Source organism: Pseudomonas sp. LFM046 (assembly GCF_000949385.2).
GTDB lineage: Bacteria > Pseudomonadota > Gammaproteobacteria > Pseudomonadales > Pseudomonadaceae > Metapseudomonas.
Genome location: NZ_JYKO02000001.1, coordinates 815,641 through 840,491 on the forward strand (window position 1 = coordinate 815,641; position 24,851 = coordinate 840,491).

General features: G+C 65.1%; 20 protein-coding genes. 10 read left to right on the forward strand and 10 right to left on the reverse strand.

What is annotated here, in order from left to right; all coding sequences use genetic code 11:
* Positions 1-99 precede the first annotated feature (99 nt).
* The 7 genes from TQ98_RS03875 (at position 100) to TQ98_RS03905 (ending at position 9,693) form a co-directional block, all read left to right on the forward strand.
* Positions 100-780 (forward strand): Fe2+-dependent dioxygenase, encoded by a 681-nt coding sequence (locus TQ98_RS03875; RefSeq protein ID WP_044872131.1) that lies wholly within the window; start codon positions 100-102, stop codon positions 778-780.
* A 10-nt stretch (positions 781-790) separates the two neighbouring features.
* Entirely contained in the window at positions 791-1,894 is a 1,104-nt protein-coding gene (locus tag TQ98_RS03880; RefSeq protein WP_044872130.1) for an alpha-hydroxy acid oxidase, read from the forward strand.
* 331 nt (positions 1,895-2,225) lie between these two features.
* Positions 2,226-4,430: a TonB-dependent siderophore receptor gene (locus TQ98_RS03885; RefSeq protein ID WP_044872129.1), complete on the forward strand. Its 2,205-nt coding sequence runs from the start codon at positions 2,226-2,228 to the stop codon at positions 4,428-4,430.
* Between the two features lie 183 nt (positions 4,431-4,613).
* A complete protein-coding gene (locus tag TQ98_RS03890) occupies positions 4,614-7,172 on the forward strand; it encodes a sulfite reductase flavoprotein subunit alpha (RefSeq protein WP_044872128.1) in 2,559 nt (852 codons plus the stop codon).
* A gap of 183 nt (positions 7,173-7,355) precedes the next feature.
* Entirely contained in the window at positions 7,356-8,102 is a 747-nt protein-coding gene (locus tag TQ98_RS03895) for a 5-oxoprolinase subunit PxpA (protein ID WP_044872127.1), read from the forward strand.
* Entirely contained in the window at positions 8,099-8,776 is a 678-nt protein-coding gene (pxpB, locus tag TQ98_RS03900) for a 5-oxoprolinase subunit PxpB (RefSeq protein WP_044872126.1), read from the forward strand. The genes TQ98_RS03895 and pxpB overlap by 4 nt, the downstream gene beginning before the upstream one ends.
* The gene (locus TQ98_RS03905; protein ID WP_103102873.1) at positions 8,773-9,693 is read left to right on the forward strand and encodes a biotin-dependent carboxyltransferase family protein; all 921 of its coding nucleotides are present in this window, start codon (positions 8,773-8,775) and stop codon (positions 9,691-9,693) included. The genes pxpB and TQ98_RS03905 overlap by 4 nt, the downstream gene beginning before the upstream one ends.
* Before the next feature lie 37 nt (positions 9,694-9,730).
* Here the strand turns inward: TQ98_RS03905 and TQ98_RS03910 are convergent, their stop codons facing one another.
* Complete coding sequence (locus TQ98_RS03910) at positions 9,731-10,213, reverse strand: Lrp/AsnC family transcriptional regulator (protein ID WP_044872125.1); 483 nt, start codon at positions 10,211-10,213, stop codon at positions 9,731-9,733.
* A gap of 133 nt (positions 10,214-10,346) precedes the next feature.
* Between TQ98_RS03910 and TQ98_RS03915 the strand changes: the two genes are divergently transcribed.
* Positions 10,347-10,964: a LysE family translocator gene (locus TQ98_RS03915; RefSeq protein ID WP_044872124.1), complete on the forward strand. Its 618-nt coding sequence runs from the start codon at positions 10,347-10,349 to the stop codon at positions 10,962-10,964.
* A 169-nt stretch (positions 10,965-11,133) separates the two neighbouring features.
* On the opposite strand, the gene TQ98_RS03920 is transcribed toward TQ98_RS03915, so the two are convergent.
* The 6 genes from TQ98_RS03920 to TQ98_RS03945 all read right to left on the reverse strand — a co-directional run bounded on the left by TQ98_RS03920 (position 11,134) and on the right by TQ98_RS03945 (position 17,635).
* The gene (locus TQ98_RS03920) at positions 11,134-12,105 is read right to left on the reverse strand and encodes a peptide ABC transporter ATP-binding protein (protein ID WP_044872123.1); all 972 of its coding nucleotides are present in this window, start codon (positions 12,103-12,105) and stop codon (positions 11,134-11,136) included.
* Positions 12,102-13,076 carry an ABC transporter ATP-binding protein gene (locus tag TQ98_RS03925; protein WP_044872122.1) on the reverse strand — a complete coding sequence of 325 codons (975 nt, stop codon included), beginning with the start codon at positions 13,074-13,076 and terminating at the stop codon, positions 12,102-12,104. Before TQ98_RS03925 ends, TQ98_RS03920 begins: the two co-directional genes overlap by 4 nt.
* A gap of 10 nt (positions 13,077-13,086) precedes the next feature.
* On the reverse strand, positions 13,087-13,983 hold the full coding sequence (locus TQ98_RS03930; RefSeq protein ID WP_044872121.1) for an ABC transporter permease subunit: 897 nt from the start codon (positions 13,981-13,983) through the stop codon (positions 13,087-13,089).
* Between the two features lie 20 nt (positions 13,984-14,003).
* A complete protein-coding gene (locus TQ98_RS03935) occupies positions 14,004-15,014 on the reverse strand; it encodes an ABC transporter permease subunit (RefSeq protein WP_044872120.1) in 1,011 nt (336 codons plus the stop codon).
* 203 nt (positions 15,015-15,217) lie between these two features.
* A complete protein-coding gene (locus TQ98_RS03940; RefSeq protein ID WP_103102874.1) occupies positions 15,218-16,819 on the reverse strand; it encodes an ABC transporter substrate-binding protein in 1,602 nt (533 codons plus the stop codon).
* 252 nt (positions 16,820-17,071) lie between these two features.
* Positions 17,072-17,635 (reverse strand): cupin domain-containing protein, encoded by a 564-nt coding sequence (locus TQ98_RS03945; RefSeq protein WP_044872119.1) that lies wholly within the window; start codon positions 17,633-17,635, stop codon positions 17,072-17,074.
* Positions 17,636-17,797: 162 nt separating this feature from the next.
* Here TQ98_RS03945 and TQ98_RS03950 point away from each other — a divergent pair, with 162 nt between their 5' ends.
* Positions 17,798-19,015, forward strand: a complete 1,218-nt coding sequence (locus TQ98_RS03950) for a Xaa-Pro peptidase family protein (protein WP_044872118.1) — start codon at positions 17,798-17,800, stop codon at positions 19,013-19,015.
* 58 nt (positions 19,016-19,073) lie between these two features.
* Here TQ98_RS03950 and TQ98_RS03955 read toward each other — a convergent pair whose 3' ends face one another.
* From TQ98_RS03955 to TQ98_RS03965, 3 genes are all read right to left on the reverse strand, one after another.
* Positions 19,074-20,660 carry an ABC transporter substrate-binding protein gene (locus TQ98_RS03955; protein WP_044872117.1) on the reverse strand — a complete coding sequence of 529 codons (1,587 nt, stop codon included), beginning with the start codon at positions 20,658-20,660 and terminating at the stop codon, positions 19,074-19,076.
* A gap of 55 nt (positions 20,661-20,715) precedes the next feature.
* Entirely contained in the window at positions 20,716-22,317 is a 1,602-nt protein-coding gene (locus TQ98_RS03960; protein ID WP_103102875.1) for an ABC transporter substrate-binding protein, read from the reverse strand.
* A gap of 213 nt (positions 22,318-22,530) precedes the next feature.
* The gene (locus TQ98_RS03965) at positions 22,531-23,247 is read right to left on the reverse strand and encodes an SIMPL domain-containing protein (RefSeq protein WP_044872116.1); all 717 of its coding nucleotides are present in this window, start codon (positions 23,245-23,247) and stop codon (positions 22,531-22,533) included.
* A gap of 340 nt (positions 23,248-23,587) precedes the next feature.
* On the opposite strand from TQ98_RS03965, the gene TQ98_RS03970 reads away from it, so the two are divergent.
* Positions 23,588-24,844 (forward strand): ATP-binding protein, encoded by a 1,257-nt coding sequence (locus TQ98_RS03970; protein WP_044872115.1) that lies wholly within the window; start codon positions 23,588-23,590, stop codon positions 24,842-24,844.
* Positions 24,845-24,851 lie beyond the last annotated feature (7 nt).

Here is a 24,851-nt window from a genome sequence, read left to right on the forward strand (position 1 = left end):
AAGCCTTGTCCGCCACGGCACTGTCATAGTATTCCGGCCCAATTTAGAATCATTCGCCACTGATAGGCGGTTCGCCAGGACCCACGGAGACGACCGACGATGATGCTGACCATCCCCGATGTGCTGACGCCCGAGCAGGTCCTGAAATGCCGCGCGGCGCTGGAGCGGGCCAGTTGGCAGGACGGCCGCAAGACGGCCGGGCACATCGCCGTCGGCGCCAAGGATAACGAGCAACTGGCGCAGGACGACCCGCTTGCCATCGAGATCGGCGACTTCATCCTCGAACGCCTGGTCGGCAATCCGCAGTTCATGGCCGCCGCGCTGCCGCTGAAAGTGCTGCCGCCGCGCTTCAACCGCTATACGGGCGGCGGCACCTACGGCAACCACATCGACAACTCCATCTTCACTGTCCCGGGCACGCCGCACCGGGTGCGCGCCGACCTGTCCGCGACCCTGTTCTTCAGCGAACCGGAGGACTATGAGGGGGGCGACCTGGTGGTGCAGGACCATTTCGGCAGCCACCTCGTGAAGCTGCCTGCCGGGCACCTGGTGCTGTATCCGAGCGGCAGCCTGCACCGGGTCGAGCCGGTCACGCGCGGTGCGCGGCTGGCGTCCTTCTTCTGGATCCAGAGCCTGGTCCGTGAGGACAGCCAGCGGGCGATGCTGCTGGAACTGGACGAAAGCATCCAGGCACTGACCCGCCAATTGCCGGACAGCCCGGAGCTGGTGCGCCTCACCGGCCTCTATCACAACCTGCTGCGGCAGTGGTCGAACACCTGAGTGGCCTGACATGACGCCCCTTCCGAAACTTCAGCAGATACCCGCCGACATCGCTGCGGTCGTCGACTACGAGCCCTTCGCCCGCGAGCGCATGGCGCCCCAGGCCTGGGCCTACCTAGTCGGAGGCGCGGCAGACGAACTCACCCTGGGGGACAACCTGGCGGCCTTCGGCCGTGTGCGGTTGCTCAACCGGGTGCTGGAAGACCTCAAGGGCGGTCACACGCGCTTGCAACTCTGCGGCCTCGACCTGGACTACCCGATCCTTCTGGCACCGGTGGCGTTCCAGAAGCTGGCCCACCCGGACGGCGAACTGGCCAGCGTACTCGGCGCCTCGGCCATGGGCGCGGCCATGGTGGTCAGCACCCAGGCCAGCATCAGCCTGGAGGCAATCGCCCAGGCGGCGCAGACGCCGCTCTGGTTCCAGCTCTATATCCAGCCTGACCGTGAGTTCACCCGCGAACTGGTTCGGCGCGCCGAAGCGGCGGGCTACCGGGCGCTGGTGGTCACGGTGGATGCGCCGGTGAATGGCATGCGCAACCGCGAGCAGCGTGCCGGTTTCACCCTTCCTGAAGGCGTCGAGGCGGTGAATCTGAGGGGCATGCGCAACTTGCCACCCAGCGTCGCCCAGCCGGGCGCCAGCCCGCTGTTCGGCAGTCCGCTGCTGGCCCATGCACCGACCTGGAAAGACCTGGAGTGGCTGCAATCCCTTACCCGGCTGCCGGTGCTGGTGAAGGGCGTGATGAGCGCCCGGGACGCCGCGAGGGCGGTAGTGCAGGGCATTGCAGGGATAGTGGTTTCCAACCATGGCGGCCGCACCCTGGACACACTGCCCGCCACCCTGGATGTGTTGCCTGCCCTGGCGCAGGCCGTCGCCGGGCGGGTGCCGCTGGTGCTGGATGGCGGCGTCCGCCGTGGCACCGATGTGCTCAAGGCCCTGGCCCTGGGTGCCAGCGCCGTGATGATCGGTCGCCCCTACGTCCATGGCCTGGCCACGGCAGGCGCCTCTGGGGTGGCCCATGTGCTGCACATGCTGCGCTCGGAGCTGGAGGTGGCCATGGCGCTGACCGGCTGCCCGACCCTGGCCGAGATCGACGCTTCAGTGATCTGGCGCTAGGCAACCGAGCACCCCCCGGCCCGGGAAGCGAATGGATTTTCCGGATTATCAGCGGGGCCTTTTTTGCAGTCCTGTGTGGCGGGCGTGAAAAATGACCATTCGGTCACGATTCGCCGTGGGCAAACCATGATTCCCCGAATGGCTGGCAATACCCTCAGTTTTCCTGTTGGCTGTAGGAGAATTCTTGTCTTTTCGCAGAAAATCTCTGGGTTTATGCATTGCCAGGAAAAATCTGGTGAACGTAAAGATTTTGTAAAGATGGCAAGCAAAACTTTACTGATAAACATTCGCAAATAGAATCGCGCCTCAAATTCACTGGGGAGTGATTCTTATGAGCAAGAAGAACAATCTGCCGCAACGTGCCCTCCTGGCATCCGCCATCGGTCTCGCCACCGTTTCGACCACCGGCCTGGCTATCGCCGCCGAGCAGGGCAAGCTCGAACTCGGGACCGTCAATGTCGATGGCAAGAGCAGCGAGAAGTCCTACAAGGTCGAGGAATCCGCCTCCGCCAAGTTCACCGCGCCGTTGCTGGACACTCCACAGACCATCACCGTGGTGCCCAAGGAAGTCATCAAGGAACAGCAGGCGTTGAGCCTGCGCCAGGTGCTGTCCAACGTCTCCGGCATCACCTTCAATGCTGGGGAAGGCGGTGGCGGTTCCGGTGACAGCATCAACATTCGCGGCTTCTCCGCGAACAACAACATCCAGATCGACGGCCTGCGCGACAGTGCCCAGACCAGCCGTACCGATACCTTCAACATCGAGCAGGTCGAGGTCATCAAGGGCCCGAACTCGGTGTTCGGCGGCGCCGGCACCACTGGCGGCAGCATTAACATCATCAGCAAGCAGCCCATGGACCGCGCCTTCACCACCCTGGGCGGCGGCCTCGGCACCGACAACTACCACCGCCTGACCCTGGACGCCAACCAGCCGCTGGATGAAGTGGGTACCGGCAGCGCCTTCCGCGTGAACCTGATGGCCCACGAGAACGATGTGCCCGGCCGCGACGAAATCGATCGCGAGCGCTGGGGTGTCGCACCGTCCCTGCGCCTGGGCCTCAACGACGCTACCCGCCTGACCCTGAGCGCCTTCCATCAGACCGACGACAACCTGCCGGACTACGGCGTGCCGGCCCGTGACGGCAAGAAGCTTGCGGGTGTCAGCCGCGAGGACTACTTCGGCTGGGATAACCTGGACAAGGACGAGATCGAGCAGAACGCCTTCACGGCGAACCTCGAGCACGATTTCAACGACAACCTGCGTCTGCAGAACCTGACCCGCTACAGCCGCATCGACCGCGACACCATCGTCTCGGCGTCGCATGTGAATATCGAGGGCGTTCCGCCGGGCCGCTACCGTCCAGCAGGTCCGCAGGCTTCCGGGCGCGACACCACCACCGAGATGTGGATCAACCAGACCAACCTGCGCGCCAGCTTCGACACCTTCGGCCTGGGCCATGAGCTGGTCACCGGCGCCGAGATTTCTCGCGAGGACTTCGACCTCAAGAGCTACAACCACGGTCTGGGCAACGCGGTGTACCCGTCGAATGGCTTCGACCTGTCGAACCCGCCCGGCCACTGGGTCGGCCCGGTAAACAAGACCACCACCGGATTCACCGAGAACCAGCTGGACGACAAGGCGCTGTATGTCTTCGACACCATCGCCCTGAACGAGCAGTGGGACTTCAACGCCGGCCTGCGTTACGACTGGTTCAAGGGGCACAGCGATACCTTCGGTGCGACCCACCAGCAGACCGGCGACTTCACTTCCAGGGACGAAGAGCTCAGCAGCCGCGTCGGCCTGGTCTACAAGCCGGTGGAAAACGGCCGCTTCTATGTGGCCTGGGGCAACTCCTTCAACCCCTCCGCGGAAAGCATCGCCTCCAACGGTGGCGGTCTGAACGCGAACACCGAAAACCTGGATCCGGAAGAGAACGAGACCTGGGAACTGGGCACCAAGTGGGAAGTGCTGGATGGTCGCCTGGAGCTGGACGGTGCGCTGTTCCGCGTGGAGAAGACCAATGCGCGTGAAACCATGGCCGATGGTTCGACCCAGCTGGCTGGCAAGCAGCGTGTCGAAGGGGTGGAACTGGGCCTGACCGGCCACATCACCGAGCAGTGGGACGTGTTCGCCAACTACACCTTCCAGTCGAGTGAGACCCTCGAGGCCGCCGACACCGCTGCGGGGATCGCTCGCGAAGGCCAGGCGCTGGCCAACACCCCACCGCGCTCCTTCAACCTGTGGACCACCTACGAACTGCCGGAAGGCTGGACCCTGGGCTACGGCGCGCGCTACGTGAGCGAACGTAACGTCAGCTCCAGCACCACCGCCAAACTGGACGCCTACTGGGTGCACAACGCCATGGTCGGCTACAAGGTCAGCAGGAATCTGGACTTGCAGCTGAACGTGAACAACCTGTTCGACAAGGACTACGTGGAGCGTGTGCGTCAGCAGAACGGTACCGACGCGCGCTCTTCCGCCATCGAATACGGCGATGCCCGTTCGGCGATCCTGACCGCCAGCTACTCGTTCTGACGAACGAGCCGCGGGCCCTGACTGGCGCAGGGCCCGCGCTGCTGTAAATAAAGGGTAAACGCTCAAATTCCTGGTTTAATGCATCCCGTTCTCAAATAAAATCGCCTCCCGGTCAGGCATGGGGCCGACCGCGAACGAGCGAGTTGATGCGTCGCCAGGCGCGTATCCGAGGGATATCACGTGTTGAAGAAGACCCTGTTCCAGCTGCACTGGCTGTTCGGAATCAGTGCCGGACTGGTACTGGCCCTGATGGGCATCACCGGGGCGGCCTACAGCTTCCAGGAGGAGATCCTCCGCCTGCTCAATGCAGAGACCCTCACCGTGCAGGTGCGCGAGGGCGGTGTGCTGCCCCCGGCTGAGCTGGTGAGCAGGATCGAGGCGGCCGAAGGCAAGAAGGTCAACGGCCTCTGGGTGGAAACCCGCGATGACCACGCCGCCCGCGTCTTCTTCTCCCCGCCGCCCGGCGAACGCCGTGGCCCGATGCGTTATTTCGATCCCTATACCGGCGAGCTGCTGGGGCAGCCGACCGGTCAGCAGTTCTTCAACCTGATGCTGCAACTGCACCGCTACCTCGCCATGGGCGACTTCGGCCAGCAGATCACCGCCGCGTCCACCCTGATCCTGATCTTCTTCTGCCTCTCCGGCCTCTACCTGCGCTGGCCTCGCAAGGCCACCCACTGGCGCGCCTGGCTGACCCTGGACTGGTCGCGCAAGGGGCGCAGCTTCAACTGGGACCTGCATGCCGTGGCAGGCACCTGGTGCCTGGTGTTCTATCTCCTGGCGGCATTGACTGGCCTGTCCTGGTCGTACGGGTGGTACCGCGAAGGCCTCAATCGCCTGCTGTCCGATGCGCCTGCCGGCCAGCAGGGCAAACCGGGCGAGCGCCGTGGCGAAGGCCGGGGCCGCCCCGATATGCAAGCACCGTCCGGCCCGCCGCTGGTGGTGGACTATGACGCGGTGTGGAACGCCATCCGCGACACCGCCGGCCCTGCAATGACGGCCTACAACCTGCGCCTACCCCCGGTGGGCGGCAAGCCGGCCACCGTGTTCTACCTGCTGGATGACGCCGAGCACTCCCGCGCCCTGAATCAGATCACCCTCGATCCGGCGACCGGCAAGGTGACGCGCAGTGAGCGTTACAACGACAAGAGCTTCAAGGCCCAACTGCTGACCAGCATCTATGCCCTGCATGTTGGCGAATACTTCGGCCTGACCGGCCGCATCCTGGTGACGCTGGCCAGCCTCACCATGCCGCTGTTCTTCGTCACCGGTTGGCTGCTCTACCTCGACCGCCGTCGCAAGAAGCGGGCGGTCAAGGCGGCCCGTGGCGGTCTGGCCGACAGTGGCGGCAAGGATTCCTGGCTGATCGGCTTCGCCAGCCAGAGCGGCTTTGCCGAGCAACTGGCCTGGCAGAGCGCCGGCCAGCTCCAGGCCGCCGGCCTGCCGGTGCGGGTCGAACCCTTGGCCGCGCTGGATGGCGGCACCCTGGCCCAGGCGCGCAATGCGCTCTTCGTGGTCAGCACCTTCGGTGACGGCGAGGCTCCAGACGGCGCCCGCGGCTTCGAGCGCAAGGTGCTCGGCCAGGCTTCCCAGCTCGCCGGCCTGCGCTTCGCCGTGCTGGCCCTCGGTGACCGCCAGTACGATCAGTTCTGCGGGTTTGGCCGGCGTCTGCAAACCTGGCTGAAAGGGCAGGGCGCGAGTCAGTTGTTCGATCCCGTGGAAGTGGACAATGGCGATGGTGCTGCCCTGCAGCACTGGCAGCAGCAACTGGCCCAGGTGTCCGGCAGCGCCATGCTGACGCCCTGGAGCGGTTCGGCCTTCGAAAGCTGGACCCTGGAAGGCCGTGAACACCTCAATCCGGGCAGTCAGGGCGAGTCCACCTGGCTGCTTCGCTTGCGTGCGCCGACGGGCAGCCAGGTGGATTGGCAGGCCGGTGACCTGGTGGAAATCCTCCCGTGCCAAGCCGAACCGGTCATCGAGGCCTGGCTCGAGCAGCACCACCTCGACGGCGACGCCCAGGTGGAACTGGACGGCCTGCGGCAGCCCCTGCGCCGCGCCCTGGCGGGGCGCCTGCTGCCGAACTCCTTCGAGCATCTGGTTGGCCTTCAGCCCCAGGCTCTGGTGCAGGCGCTGATCGGTCTGTCGGTGCGCCAGTACTCCATTGCGTCCCTGCCCAGTGACGGAGTCCTGGAGTTGATCGTGCGCCAGGAGCAGCACGCGGACGGCAGCCTGGGCATCGCCTCCGGCTGGCTGACCCATTTCCTGGCAGAAGGCGCCGTGGTGCCCCTGCGCTTGCGCCGCAACAGCCGCTTCCACCTGATCGACGAAGACCGCCCACTGATCTTCATCGGCAATGGCACGGGCCTCGCGGGCCTGCGTGGCCTGGTCAAGGCCGCTATCGCCGCAGGCCGTCACCGCAACTGGCTGCTGTTCGGCGAGCGCAACGAGGCGTATGACTTCTACTGCCGCGACGAGCTGCAAGGCTGGCTGGCTCGGAGCGAACTGCAGCGCCTGGACCTCGCCTTCTCCCGCGACCAGGCCGAGAAGGTCTACGTGCAGGACCGCCTGCGCGAAGCCGCCGATGAACTGCAGAGCTGGCTGGCACAGGGGGCGACTCTCTATGTCTGCGGCAGCCTGCAGGGCATGGCCGAAGGCGTCGACCGCGCGCTGCGCGACATTCTCGGCGATGCGGCGTTGGAACAGCTGAGCGACGAGGGCCGCTACCGTCGCGATGTGTACTGAGGCGCGCTGCGCCATACCTGGTGATCCCTGCTCCTAGGGAATGCTCGCCCCGCCATGTGCGGGGCGTTTTTTTGCTTGTCTCCTCTCTCCCTTTGGGAGAGGGGCCGGGGGAGAGGGCACAGGTTGCCGTCGCGAAGAAATTCGCCCCCGCAAGGTCCCGGGCTTTTAGCCATAATCCGCTACATGAACAGACGAATCCTCTTGAACTGCGACATGGGTGAAAGCTTCGGCGCCTGGCGCATGGGTGACGACGAGCACGCCATGCCGCTGGTGGACCAGGCGAACCTGGCCTGCGGCTTCCACGCCGCCGATCCCCTGACCATGCAGCGCACGGTGGAACTGGCGTTGCGGCACAACGTGCGGATCGGGGCCCATCCGGCCTACCCGGACCTCGCCGGCTTCGGCCGTCGCCACATGGCCTGCTCGCCTGAAGAAGTCCGCGCCCAGGTGCTCTACCAGATCGGTGCGCTGGAAGCCTTCTGCCGGGCGGCGGGCACCCAGGTGGGCTACGTGAAACCCCATGGCGCCCTGTACAACGACCTGGTCCGTGACGATGCCCTGCTGGCCGCTGTGCTGGATGCCTGCGCCAGTTACCGCAAGGGCTTGCCGTTGATGGTGCTGGCACTGGCGGACAACACGCGCGAGCTGCAACTGGCCGACGCCGCCGACGTGCCGCTGATGTTCGAGGCCTTCGCCGATCGCGCCTACCTCGCCGATGGCCAGTTGGCGCCCCGGCGACTGGCTGGCGCGGTGCACCATGACCCGGAGCGCATCCTCGACCAGGCCCTGGCCATCGCCGCCGGTGAGCCATTCCCGGATATCGACGGCAAACCCCTGCGGCTGACCGCCGACAGCCTCTGCGTGCATGGCGACAACCCCGAATCCCTGGCGGTGCTGCGCCGACTGCGAGGCAAACTGGACGCCCTATGATCCGCCTCGAACCCGCCGGCGCCGAAGCCTTGCTGCTGGTGCTGGCTGAAGAACCGGATGCGCTTTTGCCCCAACGCATCGCCGTGCTGGCAGAGACCCTGCGCCAGCACTTCGGCCACCTGCTGGTGGACGTTGTGCCCGGCTGGACCACCTTGCTGCTGCACTACGACCTGAGCCGCACCGACCACCAGGCCCTGACCCGTCATATCGAGCCCCTGCTGGAAGACTGGCTTTCAGCGCCGGTCAGCGGCGACGCTGGTCGGCTGCACGAAATCCCCATCTGGTACTGCGGCGAAGACCTTGCCTGGATCGCCGAATCCTGCGGCTTGTCCACGGACCAGGTGGTGGATATCCACAGCAGTGCCGAGTACCGCGTGGGCGCCATCGGCTTTTCCCCCGGCTTCGCTTACCTGGGCGGTCTGGATTCACGCCTCGCCCTGCCGCGCCGGAGCAGCCCGCGCATTCGTGTGCCCGCGGGCAGCCTGGCCATCGCCGAACGCCAGACGGCCATCTATCCACAGGCCTCCCCCGGCGGCTGGCACCTGCTCGGGCTCTGTCCCTGGGTTCTGTTCGATGCCCATCGCGAGCCGCCTTGCCCGCTGGCGCTGGGGGACAGGGTGCGCTTCGTCGCCATTGACGAAGCCCGCTACCGCGCTGAAGGAGGCGAAGCATGAGCGGCTTGCGGGTGGTCAAGGCCGGCCCCCTGAGCCTGCTGCAGGACGCCGGCCGACTGGGCTGGCAACACCTTGGCGTCTCTCCGGCCGGTCCCATGGACCCCTTGGCCGCGGCGTGGGCCAACCGGCTGCTGGACAATTCCCGGACGTGCGCGGTGCTGGAAATCGCCCTGGGCGGAGTGGAACTGGAGGCGGAAGAGGCGCTCTGGGTGGCGCTGGCCGGTGCCGACATGCCGCTGACGGTGGACAACGAACCGCGCCTCAACTGGTCGAGATTCCGCCTGGAAGCGGGTCAGCGCCTGCGGATCGGGTTCGCCCGCAGTGGTCAGCGGATTTACCTGGCGCTGGTGGACGGCATTCGCGCCGAACCGGTACTGGGCAGCGTCGCCTGCCAGATGCGCGAGGGCCTTGGCGGGCTGGATGGCGAAGGTAGCCGACTGGTTGAGGGTGATGTGCTCATGGGCGGTGCCGGTGAGTTCTCCTCGGGCGCCAGCGTGCCCTGGCCGTGGCAGCCGGACTACAAGGCCGCGCAACTGCTACGGGTGCTGATCGGCGGTGACGCGGCCAGCTTCGCTGAGGAACAGGCGCGGGCATTCTTCGAACAGCCCTGGCAGCTCAGCCCGCAGTCCGACCGAATGGGCGCGCGGCTCCAGGGGGACCCCATCCTCGCCCCGCATCGGCAGTGGTCTCAAGGCGTGGTCAGCGGCGCGATCCAGGTGCCGCCGGACGGACAGCCCATCGTGCTCATGGCCGACCGCCAGACCATGGGCGGCTATCCCATCCTCGGCTGGGTACACCCGCTCGACCTTGGGCGCCTGGCGCAATGCCCGGCGAACCAGGTGCTGCGTTTCATCGCCATGAGCCTGGAAGATGCCCAGGACGAGTTGCGGGAGTTCTATCGGTTCTTTGGGCGGTAGGATTTCACCCCCCTGCAGAAGAGCAGTTCTCCCCTGTCTATTTCGGCAGGTGATTTAGCGGCAAAGGCGACGGCGCCTTCACTGTCTGGATGGCGAAGTTGCTGCGGATATCGCTGACCCCGGGAAGCCTGAGCAGGGTGCCGGTGAGGAAGTGTTCGTAGGCGCGCAGGTCCGGCACCACCACCTGCAGCAGGAAGTCCGACTCCCCCGAAACCAGATGCACCGAGATCACTTCCGGCAGGTTGATCACCGCCTCGCGGAATGCATCGGCCTGTTCCTGATGGTGGCGCTCCACCTTGATCCCGACGAATACCGTCAGCCCCAGGCCGACTTCGTCGCGGTCCAGGCTGGCGTGGTAGCCACGGATCACTCCGGCCTCTTCCAGTAGACGTACCCGACGCAGGCAGGGGGAGGCGGACAGGCCGATTTCATCTGCCAGTTGCACGTTGCTGAGGCGCCCGTCGCGCTGCAGGGCGGCGAGAATCCGGTGGTCCAGAGCGTCGAGTTTGAGTTTTGGCATATATGGCCTGAGCTGATTTGATTTGTTGGCAGGAAATGCCAGAAATCATGACTGTGCTAGTCAAATACGCAAGCACCTGCCCCGGTCTTCAGCCCTAGAATTTTTCCTCCAATCACCGATTCGGAGTGAAGAAATGACCGGCTTTCTCATCGCCCTGGCGGTGGTCTACCTGCTACCCGGGCCGGACATGATCCTCCTGCTGCAAACCGGCGCCCGCGAAGGGCGAAGCATGGCCCTGGCCACCGCCCTGGGCCTTGCGCTGGCTCGCAGCTGCCATGTGGCGCTCGCCGGGCTCGGCCTGGCCGTTCTGTTCAAGACCGCCCCCTGGACCTTCGACCTGGTTCGCCTGGGCGGCGCCGGCTACCTGCTCTGGATCGGTATGCGCCTGCTCCAGTCACAGACTTCCGTCCTGGCGATCGAAGGCGGGCAACCGCCATCGCGGGCCTATTGGCAGGCCCTGCGTCGGGGCCTGTTCACCAACCTGTTGAACCCCAAGGCGCTGGTGTTCTGCTCGGTGCTGCTGCCGCAGTTCGTCAGCCCGGAGGCTGGGCCGCTGGCCATGCAGTTCGCCCTGCTGGGCGCGGTGCTGGTGGTCGTGGGGCTGCTTTTCGACGCCGTCTATGCACTGACGGGAGAGGGGCTGGGCCGCTGGTTGGGAAGCCGGCCGCTGGTGCAGCGGGTGCAGCAGTGGATGTTCGGCGGGGTGCTGGTGGGGTTCGGGGTGAGGTTGGCGGTGTTGCGGGATCTTTGAACACCGTGCTTTTCCCTTGCGGGGTCGAACTCATTCGCGATGATCCGTAGGTTGGGCCGGGTGGCGTTCCGCTGAGGTACGAAGCCCAGCGTAGCGGTGCCCCAGGAACCGTTGGGCCTCGCTACGCTCGGCGCCAACCTACGAAGACACTTCGCGAATGCATTCGGCCCTACACGTTGATCGTCTCCACGTTGTGGCACGCCACCTGGCGGGCGTCGATCAGGCGCAGTTCCGGCACTTCCACCTTGCAGCGCTCGGTCGCGTACGGGCAGCGCTTGTGGAAGGCGCAGCCGGGCGGCGGGTCCAGGGGGTTGGGCAGTTCGCCGGCGATCTTGATCTTCGGCTTGCTCGGGTCCGGGTGGATGGCGGGCGTGGCCGACAGCAGGGCCTTGGTGTAGGGGTGCAGCGGACGTTCGTAGATCAGCTCGCTGGGGCCCATTTCCGCCGGGCGGCCGAGGTACATCACCAGCACGTCGTTGGCGACGTGGCGCACCACCGCGAGGTTGTGGGAGATGAACACGTAGCCGGTGTTGTAGCGCTCCTGCAGGTCCATGAAGAGGTTGAGCACCTGGGCCTGGATCGACACGTCCAGGGCCGAGGTGGGCTCGTCCGCCACCAGCACCTTGGGGTTGAGCATCATGGCGCGGGCGAGCGCGATGCGCTGGCGCTGGCCGCCGGAGAACATATGCGGGTAGCGCTGGTAGTGCTCGGGGCGCAGGCCCACTTGCTGCATCATCGCCTGCACCTGTTCGCGGCGTTCATTGCGCGACAGGCTGGTGTTGATCAGCAGCGGCTCGGCCAACTGGTCGCCCACCTTCTGCCGCGGGTTGAGCGAGGCATAGGGGTTCTGGAAGACCATCTGTACGTCGCGGCGCAGCTGCTTGAGTTGGTCCTTGCTGGCGCCTGTCACTTCCTGGCCGGCGATCTGCAGGGAGCCGGAGCTGGGCTCTTCGATCAGCGTCAGGGCACGGGCCAAGGTGGACTTGCCACAGCCGGATTCGCCGACCACGGCCAGGGTCTTGCCGGCTTCCAGGTCGAAGGAAACCCCATTCAGGGCGCGAACCAGCGCGTTGGGCTTGAACATGCCACGGGCGATTTCGTAGTGGCGGTGCAGGTCGCGGGCGGTCAATACGGCACTCATCGCGCCACCTCGATCAGGTTAAGGGGATAGAAGCAGCGCACCGCGCCATGGGCGTGCGGTTCCAGCGTCGGGCGCTGGGCCACGCAGTTGGATTGGCCGTAGGGGCAGCGCGGCGACAGCAGGCAGCCGTGAGGCCGGTCGTAGCGGCCGGGAACGATGCCCGGCAGGGTGGACAGGCGATGGGCGCCCAGGCTGTGCTCGGGAATGGCCTTGAGCAGGGCTTCGGTATAGGGGTGGGTGGGGGCGTCGAACAGGCGCGGCACTTCGCCGATTTCCACGGCCTGCCCGGCGTACATCACGCAGACGCGGTCGGCGGTTTCGGCCACCACGGCGAGGTCGTGGGTGATCAGCACCAGGCCCATGCCCTGGTCCCGCTGCAGGTCCAGCAACAGGTCCATGATCTGCGCCTGGATGGTCACGTCCAGTGCGGTGGTGGGCTCGTCGGCGATCAGCAGCTTGGGCTCGGCAGCGATGGCCATGGCAATGGCCACGCGCTGGCTCATGCCGCCGGAGAGCTGGTGCGGGTAGGCGTCGAGTCGGCTGGCGGCGCCGGGAATCTCCACCCGTTCCAGCAGTTGCAGCGCGCGCTGGCGGGCGGCCTTGCCCTTGAGCCCCAGGTGCTGGTGCAGCACTTCCTCGATCTGGAAGCCCACGGTGTAGCTGGGGTTGAGGGCGGTCATCGGGTCCTGGAAGACCATGGCCAGGTCCTTGCCGACGATATGGCGGCGCTGCTTGCCCTTGAGGCTGAGCATGTCGTGGCCGTCAAAGCGCAGGCTGTCGGCGGTCACGCGGCCGGGGGCGTCGATCAGGCCCATCAGGGCCATCATGGTCACGGACTTGCCGGAGCCGGACTCGCCGACGATGGCCAGCACTTCGCCCTTGTTCACCGACAGGTCGAGGCCGTCGACCACAGGTACCGCATTGGCGTCGCCGAAGCGCACGCTGAGGTTCTTGATGTCCAGAAGGCTCATGGCGGGCTCCTCAGACTGCATTCTTGAGTTTCGGGTCGAGCGCGTCGCGCAGGCCGTCGCCCATCAGGTTGATCGCCAGTACGCTGAGCAGGATGGTCAGGCCGGGCAGCGAGACCACCCACCAGGCGCGTTCGATGTAGTCGCGCGCGGAGGCCAGCATGGTGCCCCACTCGGGGGTGGGCGGCTGTACGCCGAGGCCGAGGAAGCCCAGGGCGGCGGCGTCGAGGATCGCCGAGGAGAAGCTCAGGGTGGCCTGGACGATGAGCGGCGCCATGCAGTTGGGCAGCACGGTGACGAACATCAGGCGCAGCAGGCCGGCGCCGGCCAGGCGCGAGGCCGTCACGTAGTCGCGATTCAGCTCGCCCATGACCGAGGCGCGGGTCAGGCGCACGTAGGAGGGCAGGGAGACGACGGCGATGGCGATCACGGTGTTGATCAGGCCTGGGCCGAGGATGGCGACGATGGCCACCGCCAGCAGCAGCGAGGGCAGGGCCAGCATGATGTCCATCAGGCGCATGATCGACGGGCCCAGCAGGCGCGGGAAGAAGCCCGCAACCAGACCGAGGAGGATGCCGGGGATCAGCGACATGAGCACCGAGGTCAGGCCGATCAGCAGGGACAGCCGGGCGCCGTGGATCAGGCGCGAGAGTACGTCGCGGCCCAGTTCGTCGGTGCCGAGGAGGAACTGCGCGTGGCCGCCTTCCAACCAGGACGGCGGGGTCAGCAGGAAGTCGCGGAACTGCTCGCTGGGGTCATGGGGTGCGACCCAGGGGGCGAAGAGGGCGCAGATCACGATCAGGATCATGAAGGCGAGGCCGCCGACAGCGCCCTTGTTGTGGGAGAAGGCCTTCCAGAACTCCTTCAGCGGGGACGGGTAGAGGATGCTCGGGTCGACCTGGGGTTGCATTGTGGTCACGTCAGGTCTCCTTAACGCTGATGGCGGATGCGCGGGTTAACCAGGCCGTAGAGGATGTCCACGACGAAGTTCACCAGGATGACCAGGCAGGCGATCAGCAGGATGCCGTTCTGCACCACCGGGTAGTCGCGGGCGCCAATGGCCTCGATCAGCCATTTGCCGATGCCGGGCCAGGAGAAGATGGTTTCCGTCAGCACGGCACCGGCGAGCAGGGTGCCCACCTGCAGGCCGAACACGGTGATCACCGGGATCAGCGCGTTGCGCAGGCCATGGACGAAGACTACGCGGGCCGGCGACAGGCCCTTGGCGCGGGCGGTGCGCACGTAGTCCTCGCGCAGCACTTCGAGCATCGCCGAACGGGTCATCCGGGCGATCACCGCCAACGGGATGGTACCCAGCACGATGGCGGGCAGGATCAGGTGACGCAGGGCGTCGACGAAGGAGCCTTCCTCATCGCTGAGGAGGGTGTCGATGAGCATGAAGCCGGTCTTCGGCTCGATGTCGTAGAGCAGGTCGATGCGCCCGGACACCGGCGTCCAGCCCAGGCCCACGGAGAAGAACATGATCAGCAGCAGGCCCCACCAGAAGATCGGCATGGAGTAACCCGCCAGCGAGATGCCCATCACGCCGTGGTCGAATAGCGAACCGCGCTTGAGCGCAGCGATTACCCCGGCGAGCACCCCGAGGGTGCCGGCGAAGATCAGCGCGGCGATGGCCAGTTCCAGGGTGGCGGGGAAGAGGGTGAGGAATTCGTGCCAGACGCCTTCGCGGGTGCGCAGCGATTCGCCCAGGTCGCCCTGTGCCAGCTTGCCGACGTAGTCCAGATACTGTTGCGGCAGCGGTTTGTTGAGGCCGAGGCGTTCCATGGCCTGGGCGTGCATTTCCGGGTCGACCCGGCGCTCACCCATCATCACTTCCACCGGATCGCCGGGGATCAGGCGGATCAGGGCGAAGGTGAGCAGGGTGACGCCGAAGAAGGTGGGGATCAGAAGCCCCAGTCGGCGTGCAATGAAACTCAGCATTTGAGCGAATCACTCCTCATCATTTTGATGCCGGCCGGTAAATCTGGCCGTTCCCAGCAGTTTAGGCCGCGTGGGTAAAGGCGCCGCCCCGACAGTGTCGGGGGCGGCGCCTGGCGTTCGTTGTGGCAGGTGAGATAAGCCTCGTCCGGTCTGATGCCGGTCTGAGGTATGCAAGAAGAGGCCGGTTGCCCGGCCTCTTTGGCTTAGCGCTGGCTGGAGACGCCGTAGAAGGAGTTCAGACCGAACGGGCTGATCTTGTAGTCCTGTACGTCTTTGCGCATCGGCTGGTAGACGGTGGAGTGGGCGATCGGGGTGATCGGCACCGCGTCTTTCAGGAGGTGCTGGGCCTGCTTGTACATCTCGGTGCGCTTGGCCTGGTCCGGGGTGGCCTTGGCCTGCTTGATCAGCTTGTCGTAGGCGGGGTCGCACCACTTGGAGAAGTTGTTGCCGCTGACCGCGTCGCAGCCGTACAGGGTGCCCAGCCAGTTGTCCGGGTCACCGTTGTCGCCGCTCCAGCCGATCAGCATGGCGTCGTGCTCGCCGCCCTTGGAGCGCTTGATGTACTCGCCCCACTCGTAGCTGACGATCTTCGCCTTGATGCCGACCTTGGCCCAGTCGGCCTGGAGCATTTCGGCCATCAGCTTGGCGTTGGGGTTGTACGGGCGCTGCACCGGCATGGCCCAGAGGGTGATTTCGGTGCCTTCGGCCACGCCGGCGGCCTTCAGCAGCTCCTTGGCCTTTTCCGGGTTGTAGCCGGCGTCCTTGATGGTCTCGTCGTAGGACCACTGGGTCGGCGGCATGCCGTTCACCGCCAGTTGGCCGGCGCCCTGGTAGACGGCGTCGATGATGGCTTTCTTGTTCACCGCCATGTCCAGCGCCTGACGCACTTCCAGCTTGTCGAACGGCTTGTGGGTGACGTTGTAGGCGATGTAGCCGAGGTTGAAGCCCGGCTGCGACGGCATCTTCAGGTTCGGGTCCTGCTTCAGCGCGTCCAGGTCGGCCGGGCGCGGGAACAGGGTGACCTGGCACTCGCCGGCCTTGAGCTTCTGCATGCGCACCGAGGCGTCGGTGTTGATGGCGAAGATCAGGTTGTCGATCTTCACGTCACCGGGCTGCCAGTACTCCTTGTTGCCGGTGAAGCGGATCTGCGCGTCCTTCTGGTAGCGCTTGAAGACGAAGGGGCCGGTGCCCACGGGCTTCTGGTTGATGTCGGCGGCCTTGCCGGCTTTCAGCAGCTGGTCGGCGTATTCGGCGGACTGGATCGAGGCGAAGCTCATCGCCAGGTTCTGGATGAAGGCGGCGTCGACGCTGTTGAGGGTGAACTTGACGGTCTGGTCGTCGAGCTTCTCCACCTTGGCGATGTTGGCGTCCAGGCCCATGTCGGTGAAGTAGGGGAATTCGGTGGGGTACGCCTTCCGGAACGGGTGGTTCTTGTCGAGCATGCGCTGGAAGGTGAAGACCACGTCGTCGGCGTTGAAGTCGCGGGTCGGCTTGAAGTACTCGGTGGTGTGGAACTTCACGCCCGGGCGCAGGTGGAAGGTGTAGCTGAGGCCGTCGGAGGAGATGTCCCATTTCTCGGCCAGGCCCGGAATCACCGCGGTGCCGCCGCGTTCGAACTGGGTGAGGCGGTTGAAGATGGTCTCCGCGGTGGCATCGAAGTCGGTGCCGGTGGTGTATTGGCCCGGGTCGAAGCCGGCGGGGCTGCCTTCGGAGCAGAACACCAGGTTATTGGCGGCGTGGGAGAGGCCGGAGCCGAGCAGCAGGCCGGCGGCGATCATGGTCTTGAGCTTGTTTTTCTGACGCATGCGAACCTCGTTGTTGTTGTTCTGAGGGGCGGCGTACCAGGTGCCGGGACGGTCACCTGAACCTGGGCCTTTGTGGGCGCAGGCTGCCCGTCAATCGCAAGCCAAGGGGCCGGGTGCCGGCGTTCCGGGGCTGGCGATGGCGGCGGAGGGATACAGGATGCTGGAGCCTCGGCCGACCGTGGCCGAACTTAAGTGATGCTGAAATTAAGGTCAACTTAAATTCAGTAAGGCTTACTTCCTGGAACCGATCGGTCAGGGCGTGGCGTGGTCGTCGAAAAGGCCCATGGTGGTCACACTCAACACCTCGGCCACATCGTCCCCGGTGTTGGCCAGGCAATGGGGTTTGCCGGCGTCGAAATGCACCGAATCACCCGGGCCGAGCGGATAGCTGCGGCCTTCGATCGTGTAGACGATGTGCCCGGAGAGCACGTAGGCGAATTCGGAGCCTTCGTGGGAGATGAGTTCGGACTGGTAGCCCACCGGCATGCTCATCTTCACGGCGTTGATCAGGTTGCCGGGGAAGTTGCTGGACAGCCGCTCGTAGGCCAGGGGCTGGCCGCCGATGGTGTAGCGCACGCGCTGGCCCTGGTGAGAATCGGGTTGGGGCTGGGTGGGCTGATCGAACAGGGCGTTGAGGGGAATCCCCAGTGACTTGGCAATATTGGCCAGGGACGAGATGGATACGCCGGTGAGGTTGCGTTCCGCCTGGGACAGGAAGCTGGCCGTGAGACCCGATTCGGCGGCGACTTGGTTCAGGGTCTTGTTGGCGGCGCGGCGATAGCGACGCAACCGTTCGCCGATCTGTTCTACGGTCATGGTTGTGGCTCTTGTTCTGAAGGGCGCCAGTATAACGAGCGGCGCATTGTAGAAAAGGCTTGTCGCATTGTTGAAATTTAAGTCTCACTGAAAAATAGCTTTGACGTGAATTTAAGTACAACTTAAATTTTGCGAACTGCAACATTCATTCAGGAGCACAAGATGGCAGTGGGCGTAGGTGGCAAGACCCAGGAGCAGGCACTGGCCGCGCTGGCCAACATGACTGCGGGCGTCGAGCCCATCGGTCTGGGCGAGTATCAGGCACGCATCAACAGGGCCCAGGGCCTGATGCGGGAGCAGGGCGTCGCGGCCATCTACCTGAATGCCGGGAGCAACCTGCGCTACTTCACCGGGGTGAAATGGAGCCCCAGTGAGCGCATGGTGGGCGCTGTGCTGCCGGCCAATGGTCCGCTGGCCTACATCGCCCCGGCCTTCGAGGAAGGCACCATCCGTGATTTTCGCGAAGTGGAGGGAGATATCCACACCTGGCACGAGCACGAGAGCCCTTACGGCCTGCTGCTGCAGATGCTGGGCGCCATGGGCATCGCGTCCGATGCACGGGTGGGGCTGTGCCCGTCCCTGGCCTTCTTCATGTTCGACGGCATTCGTCGCCTGGGTGCGGGCTACAACTTTGTCGACGCGTCCTGCGTGATCAACCCCTGCCGCTTCCACAAGTCCGCCCATGAACTGGCGCTGATGCAGCGCGCCAAGGACATGACCCTGGACGTGCACAAGGCTGCCGCCAGCATCCTGCGCGCAGGCATCAGCACCACCGAGGTGGCCGAGTTCATCCACCAGGCGCACCGCAAGGTGGGTGCGCCGGGTTCCACGTTCTGCATTGTGCTGTTCGGCGAAGCCAGTGCTTTCCCTCACGGCGTGAAGCACGCCCAGGTGCTGAAGGACGGCGACATGGTGCTGATCGATACCGGGTGCCAGCTGTACGGCTACCAATCGGATATCACCCGCAGCTATGTGTTCGGCAAGCCCAGCGAGCGCCAGCGTGCCCTCTGGAGTCTGGAGAAGGCGGCCCAGCAAGCAGCCTTCGACGCGGCCCGCCTCGGCGCTCCCTGCGGCTCGGTGGACGCTGCCGCCCGCCGTTGCCTGGAGGCCGGCGGCCTGGGCCCGGACTACCAGTTGCCCGGCCTGCCGCATCGCACCGGTCACGGCATCGGTCTGGACATCCACGAAGGGCCCTACCTGGTGCGCGGTGACGAGACGCCGCTGGCCGAGGGCATGTGTTTCTCCAACGAGCCGATGATCTGCGTGCCGGGCGAGTTCGGCATTCGCCTGGAAGATCACTTCTACATGACGGCGGAAGGTCCGCGCTGGTTTACCCAACCGAGCCATTCCATCGACGATCCGTTCGGGTTGGAGGCGTAACGGGCAGGCCTTCGGCCCGCTTGGCGAATGAATTCGCCCCTACAGACGCCAAGCCGCCCTATTTCACCAGCCTCACCCGCGCGAAGTTGTTCGACCCCAGCGGATTCAGCTGAAACCCTTCCACACCCTTGCGCACCGCCGCGAATTGCTTGGGGTGGGCCAGGGGAATCCACGGCGCCTGCTCGTGGAAGATCGCCAGGGCCTGGCGATACAGCTCGGCACGGCGGGCGGGATCTGTCTCGGCGCGAGCCTGACGGATCAGCCCGTCGAACGCCTGGTTGCACCAGCCGGCCTGGTTCTCCCCGGAGATTGCCGCAGCGCAGGACAGGTTGGGGGTCAGGAAGTTGTCCGGGTCGCCGTTGTCGCCGGCCCAGCCCATGAACACCAGATCGTGCTCGCCGTTCTTGGCGCGCTTGATCAGTTCGCCCCATTCATACACACGAATCTCCGCCCTGATGCCGATGGCCGCCAGGTCAGCCTGGAGCATCTGCGCGCCGATGCCGGGGTTGGGGTTGGTCGGACCACCGCCGGGGCGGGTCCAGATGGTCAGCTTGAAACCGTCCTTGTAGCCCGCCTCGGCCAGTAGCTGGCGAGCCCTTTCCGGGTCGTGAGGCCAGGGCGACAGCGTGTCGTTGAAGCCCAGCAGGGTGGCCGGGTAGGGCGCCACGGCGATGCTCGCGTTGCCTTCGCCGAACTGGGCGCGCAGGTAGGCGTGGGTGTCGAAGGCGAGGTTGATGGCTTGGCGTACCCGCACGTCGTCCAGCGGCGGGTGGCGGGTGTTGATGCCGACGTAGGCGACCAGCAGGGAGTCGAGCTCAAGGATGTTCAGTGCCGGGTCCTTGCGCAGGCTCGCGATATCCGTGGGGCGGGGGTAGACCGCGATCTGGCAGGCGCCGGCCTTGAGTTGCTGCACTCGGACGTTGGGATCGGGGGTTATGGAGAACAGCAGCCGGTCAATCGCCGGCTTGCCTGCCCAGTATTCAGGGTTGGCGCGGTAGCGCACCTGGGCGTCCTTGCTATAGCGCTCGAAGACGAAGGGGCCGGTGCCCACTGGCTCCCGATTGAGTTGCTCGGGTTTGCCGGCTTTCAGCAACTGGTCGGCGTACTCGGCCGAATAGAGGGAGGTGAAGCCCATGGCCAGGTCGGCGAGGAAGGGCGCCTCAGGGTGTTTCAGGGTGAAGCGCACGCGATGATCGTCCAGCTTTTCGATGCGCTCGATCAGTTGCGCCAGGGCCATGGATTCGGCGTAGGGAAACCCGCGTGGGGAGAGCGTGTGCCAGGGGTGGGTCGGATCGAGCTGGCGCTGGAAGCTCCAGATTACGTCGTCGGCATTGAACTCGCGGCTTGGGGTGAACCAGGGCGTGCGGTGGAATTTCACGCCCTTGCGCAGCTGGAATTCGTAGATGAGGCCGTCAGGGCTGATGCTCCAGCTTTCCGCCAAGGCGGGCTGTAATCGAGTGCTGCCGGGAGCGAATTGCACCAGGCGATCGAAGATGGTCTCGGCCGAGGCATCGGCCGTGGTGGCAGCGGTGTACTGGACGATGTCGAAGCCTTCGGGGCTGGCTTCGGTGCAAACCACCAGGGATTGGCTGGCTGCGGCGTAGAGGGGAAGGCAGAGAGCGAGGGACAGCAGGCTTCGACGCATCGGGCTTCCTTATTGATTGCAAAGAAAACGGGGCCCGAAGGCCCCGTTTGCCGGCTTACTTGCTGATGCTCACGCCATAGAAGGAGTTGAGGCCGAACGGGCTGATCTTGTAGTCCTGCACGTTCTTGCGCATCGGCTGGTAGACGGTGGAGTGAGCGATCGGGGTGATCGGCACATTCTCCTTCAGGAGGTGCTGGGCCTGCTTGTACAGCTCGGTGCGCTTGGCCTGGTCGGTGGTGCGTTTGGCCTCTTTTATCAATTTGTCGTAGGCGGGGTCGCACCACTTGGAGAAGTTGTTGCCGTTTACCGCGTCGCAGCCGTACAGGGTGCCTAGCCAGTTGTCCGGGTCACCGTTGTCACCGCTCCAGCCGATCAGCATGGTGTCGTGTTCGCCGCCCTTGGCACGCTTGAGATATTCGCCCCATTCGTAGGTGACGATCTTCGCCTTGATGCCGACCTTGGCCCAGTCGGACTGGAGCATTTCGGCCATCAGCTTGGCGTTGGGGTTGTACGGGCGCTGCACCGGCATGGCCCAGAGGGTGATTTCGGTGCCTTCCTTGACGCCAGCGGCCTTCAGCAGCTCCTTGGCTTTTTCCGGGTTGTAGCCGGCGTCCTTGATGGTCTCGTCGTAGGACCACTGGGTCGGCGGCATGCCGTTCACCGCCAGTTGGCCGGCGCTCTGGTAGACCGCGTCGATGATGGCTTTCTTGTTCACCGCCATGTCCAGCGCCTGGCGCACTTCCAGCTTGTCGAGCGGCTTGTGGGTGACGTTGTAGGCGATATAGCCATCGTTGAAGCCCGGCTGCGATGGCATCTTCAGGTTCGGGTCCTGCTTCAGGGCTTCCAGGTCGGCCGGGCGTGGGAACAGGGTGATCTGGCATTCATTGGCCTTGAGCTTCTGCATGCGCACCGAGGCATCGGTGGTGATGGAGAAGATCAGGTTGTCGATCTTCACGTCCTCGGGTTTCCAGTAGTCCTTGTTGCCGGTGAAGCGGATCTGCGCGTCCTTCTGGTAGCGCTTGAAGACGAAGGGGCCGGTGCCCACGGGCTTCTGGTTGATGTCGGCGGCTTTGCCTTGTTTCAGCAACTGGTCGGCGTATTCGGCGGACTGGATCGAGGCGAAGCTCATCGCCAGGTTCTGGATGAAGGCGGCGTCGACGCTGTTGAGGGTGAACTTGACGGTCTGGTCGTCGAGCTTCTCCACCTTGGCGATGTTGGCGTCCATGCCCATGTCGGTGAAGTAGGGGAATTCGGTGGGGTACGCCTTCCGGAACGGGTGGTTCTTGTCGAGCATGCGCTGGAAGGTGAAGACCACGTCGTCGGCGTTGAAGTCGCGGGTCGGCTTGAAGTAGTCCGTGGTGTGGAACTTCACGCCCTTGCGCAGGTGAAAGGTGTAGTTGAGGCCGTCGGGAGAGACGTCCCACTTCTCGGCCAGGCCCGGAATCACCGCGGTGCCGCCGCGTTCGAACTGGGTCAGGCGGTTGAAGATGGTTTCCGCGGACGCATCGAAATCGGTGCCGGTGGTGTATTGGCCCGGATCGAAGCCGGCGGGGCTGCCCTCGGAGCAGAACACCAGGTTATTGGCGGCGCTGGCGAATGGAACGCTGGCAATCAGCCCAGCCGCGACAAGTGCCTGGATGACGGCGTTTTTACGCATGTTGACCTCATGTCTGTTTTGTTTGTCGTCGTGCGGGGCCCCTTGCGGGGGGCCTTGCGGAAAGCAATGCAGGACATATGCCCTGCGTGACAGCGGAACAGAATTAAGTGTAGTCGGCGGAATAACGCTGCAAGTGCGGGGCGCACGTGTGTATGTCGCGATTGGAGGAGGGGGAGGGCGCCGCGCCGTTGCGGAGCGGCGCCCGATGCGGGATCAGGGCATCTGCACTTCGATGGTGCCGTCGGCGCTGACCAGGACGCGGCTGGTGCCTGCCTCGATTTCCGGCACGGCAGCACCGTCGGCGTAACCTTTGGCCGCCATGGCGCGCATCATGATCGGTTGCGGCGGCTGGAAGCCGGCGCTGTTCAGGCTCAGGTTGACCAGCTTGTAGCCCTTGCCGCCGAGCGCGTCGGTTGCCAGCTGGGCGCGGGCCTTGAAGGCGTCCACGGCCTGCTTGATCAGTTCGTCCTCGTGGGTCTTGCGGGTCTTCTCGGCGATGCTGAAGTTCATCCCGGCCATCTTCAGCTGGCCCAGCAGATCGGCGCTGAGCTGGGATAGAGTGGCGAAGTCGGCGCTTTCCAGGCGCAGCTCGGCGCGCTCGCGCCAGGCGGTGATCTTCTGGCCCTTTTCGTCATAGACCGGGTAGCTGTTGCGGCTGCCCAGGCTGACGGTGACCCCCTTGGTTTTGCGTGCCTTCTCGACGGCGCTGTTGAGGGTACGGGTGATCTCATCGGCCAGCTTGGCCGGGTCGGTGTTCTGCGACTCGCTGTAGAGGGTGACGTGCATCAGGTCGTGGGCCACCTCCTGGCTGACCTCGGCGCGCACCGCCACCTGGTTGTAATGGACGTCCTCCGCTGCCTGGGCAGAGAGGCTGCCGAGGCTGGCGGCGCAGAGGGCGAGGGCGGCGGCGAGGCGGGTGAACTTGGGCATGACGACTCCTTGTGGGACAGACATCCGCGCGGATTGCGCAGTCATTCTCCGTGTTGGACGAGGGTAAACGGCCATTCGGGTTAACGACGCGGAAATTGACCAGAAATCGGGACGGATGTTCCAGCTTCGGTGTGGTGGATGATCAACGTGTAGGAGCGATTTCATTCGCGATGCAGGGCGAACTCCGGCCCCTGGGACGACCATGGGGCCACTACGCGCCCATTCGCGAATGAATTCGCTCCTACAAAAAGGGGCGATTCACATCCACTGCGGCGAGTTGCCGCACAGGGGCGGGCCGGCGCATGCCTTGGTTATACTCCGCCGATTACAGGGAGTGCCCATGCTCGAACCCGTGCAATTGCTGTCCGGTAGCCGCCAGAACCTGCTGCGGCTGACCCTGATCCGTATCCTCGTCCTGGCCGCCCAAGCCGGCTCGGTCGGTCTTGCCTACAAGGCCCAACTGCTGCCTCTGCCCTGGCTGGCCCTGAGCATTACGCTCGGCGTGTCGCTGGTGCTTTGCCTCGCCACGGCGCTGCGCCTGCGCGGGCCCTGGCCGGTGACCGAGCTGGAGTATTCGGTTCAGCTGGGGTTCGACCTGGTTATCCACAGCGTGCTGCTGTATTTCTCCGGGGGCTCGACCAACCCCTTCGTGTCCTATTACCTGGTGCCGCTGACCATCGCCGCGGCCACGCTGCCCTGGCTCTACACCCTTACCCTGGCCGGTATGGCTCTGGGGGCGTACACCCTGCTGCTGGTGCTCTTTCACCCGCTGGAAATGCCCGCCGGGCAGCGCGAATCCCTGCTGGTCTATGGCATGTGGCTGAGCTTCGCCCTGGCGGCGGCGCTGATCACCTTCTTCGTGGCGCGCATGGCCGAGGAGCTGCGCAGGCAGGATCAACTACAGGCCGTGCGCCGTGAAGAGGGCATGCGCGACCAGCAACTGCTGGCCGTGGCCACCCAGGCCGCTGGTGCCGCCCACGAGCTGGGCACCCCCCTGGCGACCATGAGCGTGCTGCTCAAGGAACTGCGCCAGGAACATGGTGACAAGGCCGATCTGCAGGACGATCTGGCCCTGCTGCAGGAGCAGGTGATGCTCTGCAAGGACACCCTGCAACATCTGGTGCGGGCCGCTGAAGCCGATCGCCGCCAGGCAGTTGTGGAGCAGTCGGTGGTCGAGTGGCTGGAAACCGCCCTCAATCGCTGGCACCTGATGCGCCCGGAAGCCACCTATCGCTACCAGTGCCTGGGCCTTGGCATGGCGCCGCGGATCAAGCCCCCGGCAGACCTGACCCAGGCGCTGCTGAACCTGCTCAACAACGCCGCCGATGCCTGCCCGGAAGATCTGGATATCCGTGTCAATTGGGACCACCAGTGGATGGTTCTGACCATCCGCGACCACGGCGCCGGCGTGCCCCTGGCCATTGCCGAACAGATTGGCCGACCTTTCTTCACCACGAAGGGCAAGGGGTTCGGCCTCGGACTGTTCCTGAGTCAGGCCAGCGTCACCCGTGCCGGCGGGACGGTTAAACTTTATAACCATGAAGAGGGCGGCACCCTCACTGAGCTGCGCTTGCCGCGCGCTTATGGCGTCGCCTGAATGCCTT

What these genes read in the sequence shown, in the direction of transcription:
- TQ98_RS03925 (WP_044872122.1), bottom strand. Translation starts at nt 13,076, where the DNA reads ATGAGCCTTCTGGACATCAAGAACCTCAGCGTGCGCTTCGGCGACGCC.
- TQ98_RS03960 (WP_103102875.1), bottom strand. Translation starts at nt 22,317, where the DNA reads ATGCGTAAAAACGCCGTCATCCAGGCACTTGTCGCGGCTGGGCTGATT.
- TQ98_RS03950 (WP_044872118.1), top strand. Translation starts at nt 17,798, where the DNA reads ATGGCAGTGGGCGTAGGTGGCAAGACCCAGGAGCAGGCACTGGCCGCG.
- TQ98_RS03965 (WP_044872116.1), bottom strand. Translation starts at nt 23,247, where the DNA reads ATGCCCAAGTTCACCCGCCTCGCCGCCGCCCTCGCCCTCTGCGCCGCC.
- TQ98_RS03910 (WP_044872125.1), bottom strand. Translation starts at nt 10,213, where the DNA reads ATGCCAAAACTCAAACTCGACGCTCTGGACCACCGGATTCTCGCCGCC.
- TQ98_RS03875 (WP_044872131.1), top strand. Translation starts at nt 100, where the DNA reads ATGATGCTGACCATCCCCGATGTGCTGACGCCCGAGCAGGTCCTGAAA.
- TQ98_RS03955 (WP_044872117.1), bottom strand. Translation starts at nt 20,660, where the DNA reads ATGCGTCGAAGCCTGCTGTCCCTCGCTCTCTGCCTTCCCCTCTACGCC.
- TQ98_RS03945 (WP_044872119.1), bottom strand. Translation starts at nt 17,635, where the DNA reads ATGACCGTAGAACAGATCGGCGAACGGTTGCGTCGCTATCGCCGCGCC.
- TQ98_RS03915 (WP_044872124.1), top strand. Translation starts at nt 10,347, where the DNA reads ATGACCGGCTTTCTCATCGCCCTGGCGGTGGTCTACCTGCTACCCGGG.
- pxpB (WP_044872126.1), top strand. Translation starts at nt 8,099, where the DNA reads ATGATCCGCCTCGAACCCGCCGGCGCCGAAGCCTTGCTGCTGGTGCTG.
- TQ98_RS03970 (WP_044872115.1), top strand. Translation starts at nt 23,588, where the DNA reads ATGCTCGAACCCGTGCAATTGCTGTCCGGTAGCCGCCAGAACCTGCTG.
- TQ98_RS03935 (WP_044872120.1), bottom strand. Translation starts at nt 15,014, where the DNA reads ATGCTGAGTTTCATTGCACGCCGACTGGGGCTTCTGATCCCCACCTTC.
- TQ98_RS03880 (WP_044872130.1), top strand. Translation starts at nt 791, where the DNA reads ATGACGCCCCTTCCGAAACTTCAGCAGATACCCGCCGACATCGCTGCG.
- TQ98_RS03885 (WP_044872129.1), top strand. Translation starts at nt 2,226, where the DNA reads ATGAGCAAGAAGAACAATCTGCCGCAACGTGCCCTCCTGGCATCCGCC.
- TQ98_RS03905 (WP_103102873.1), top strand. Translation starts at nt 8,773, where the DNA reads ATGAGCGGCTTGCGGGTGGTCAAGGCCGGCCCCCTGAGCCTGCTGCAG.
- TQ98_RS03940 (WP_103102874.1), bottom strand. Translation starts at nt 16,819, where the DNA reads ATGCGTCAGAAAAACAAGCTCAAGACCATGATCGCCGCCGGCCTGCTG.
- TQ98_RS03930 (WP_044872121.1), bottom strand. Translation starts at nt 13,983, where the DNA reads ATGCAACCCCAGGTCGACCCGAGCATCCTCTACCCGTCCCCGCTGAAG.
- TQ98_RS03895 (WP_044872127.1), top strand. Translation starts at nt 7,356, where the DNA reads ATGAACAGACGAATCCTCTTGAACTGCGACATGGGTGAAAGCTTCGGC.
- TQ98_RS03920 (WP_044872123.1), bottom strand. Translation starts at nt 12,105, where the DNA reads ATGAGTGCCGTATTGACCGCCCGCGACCTGCACCGCCACTACGAAATC.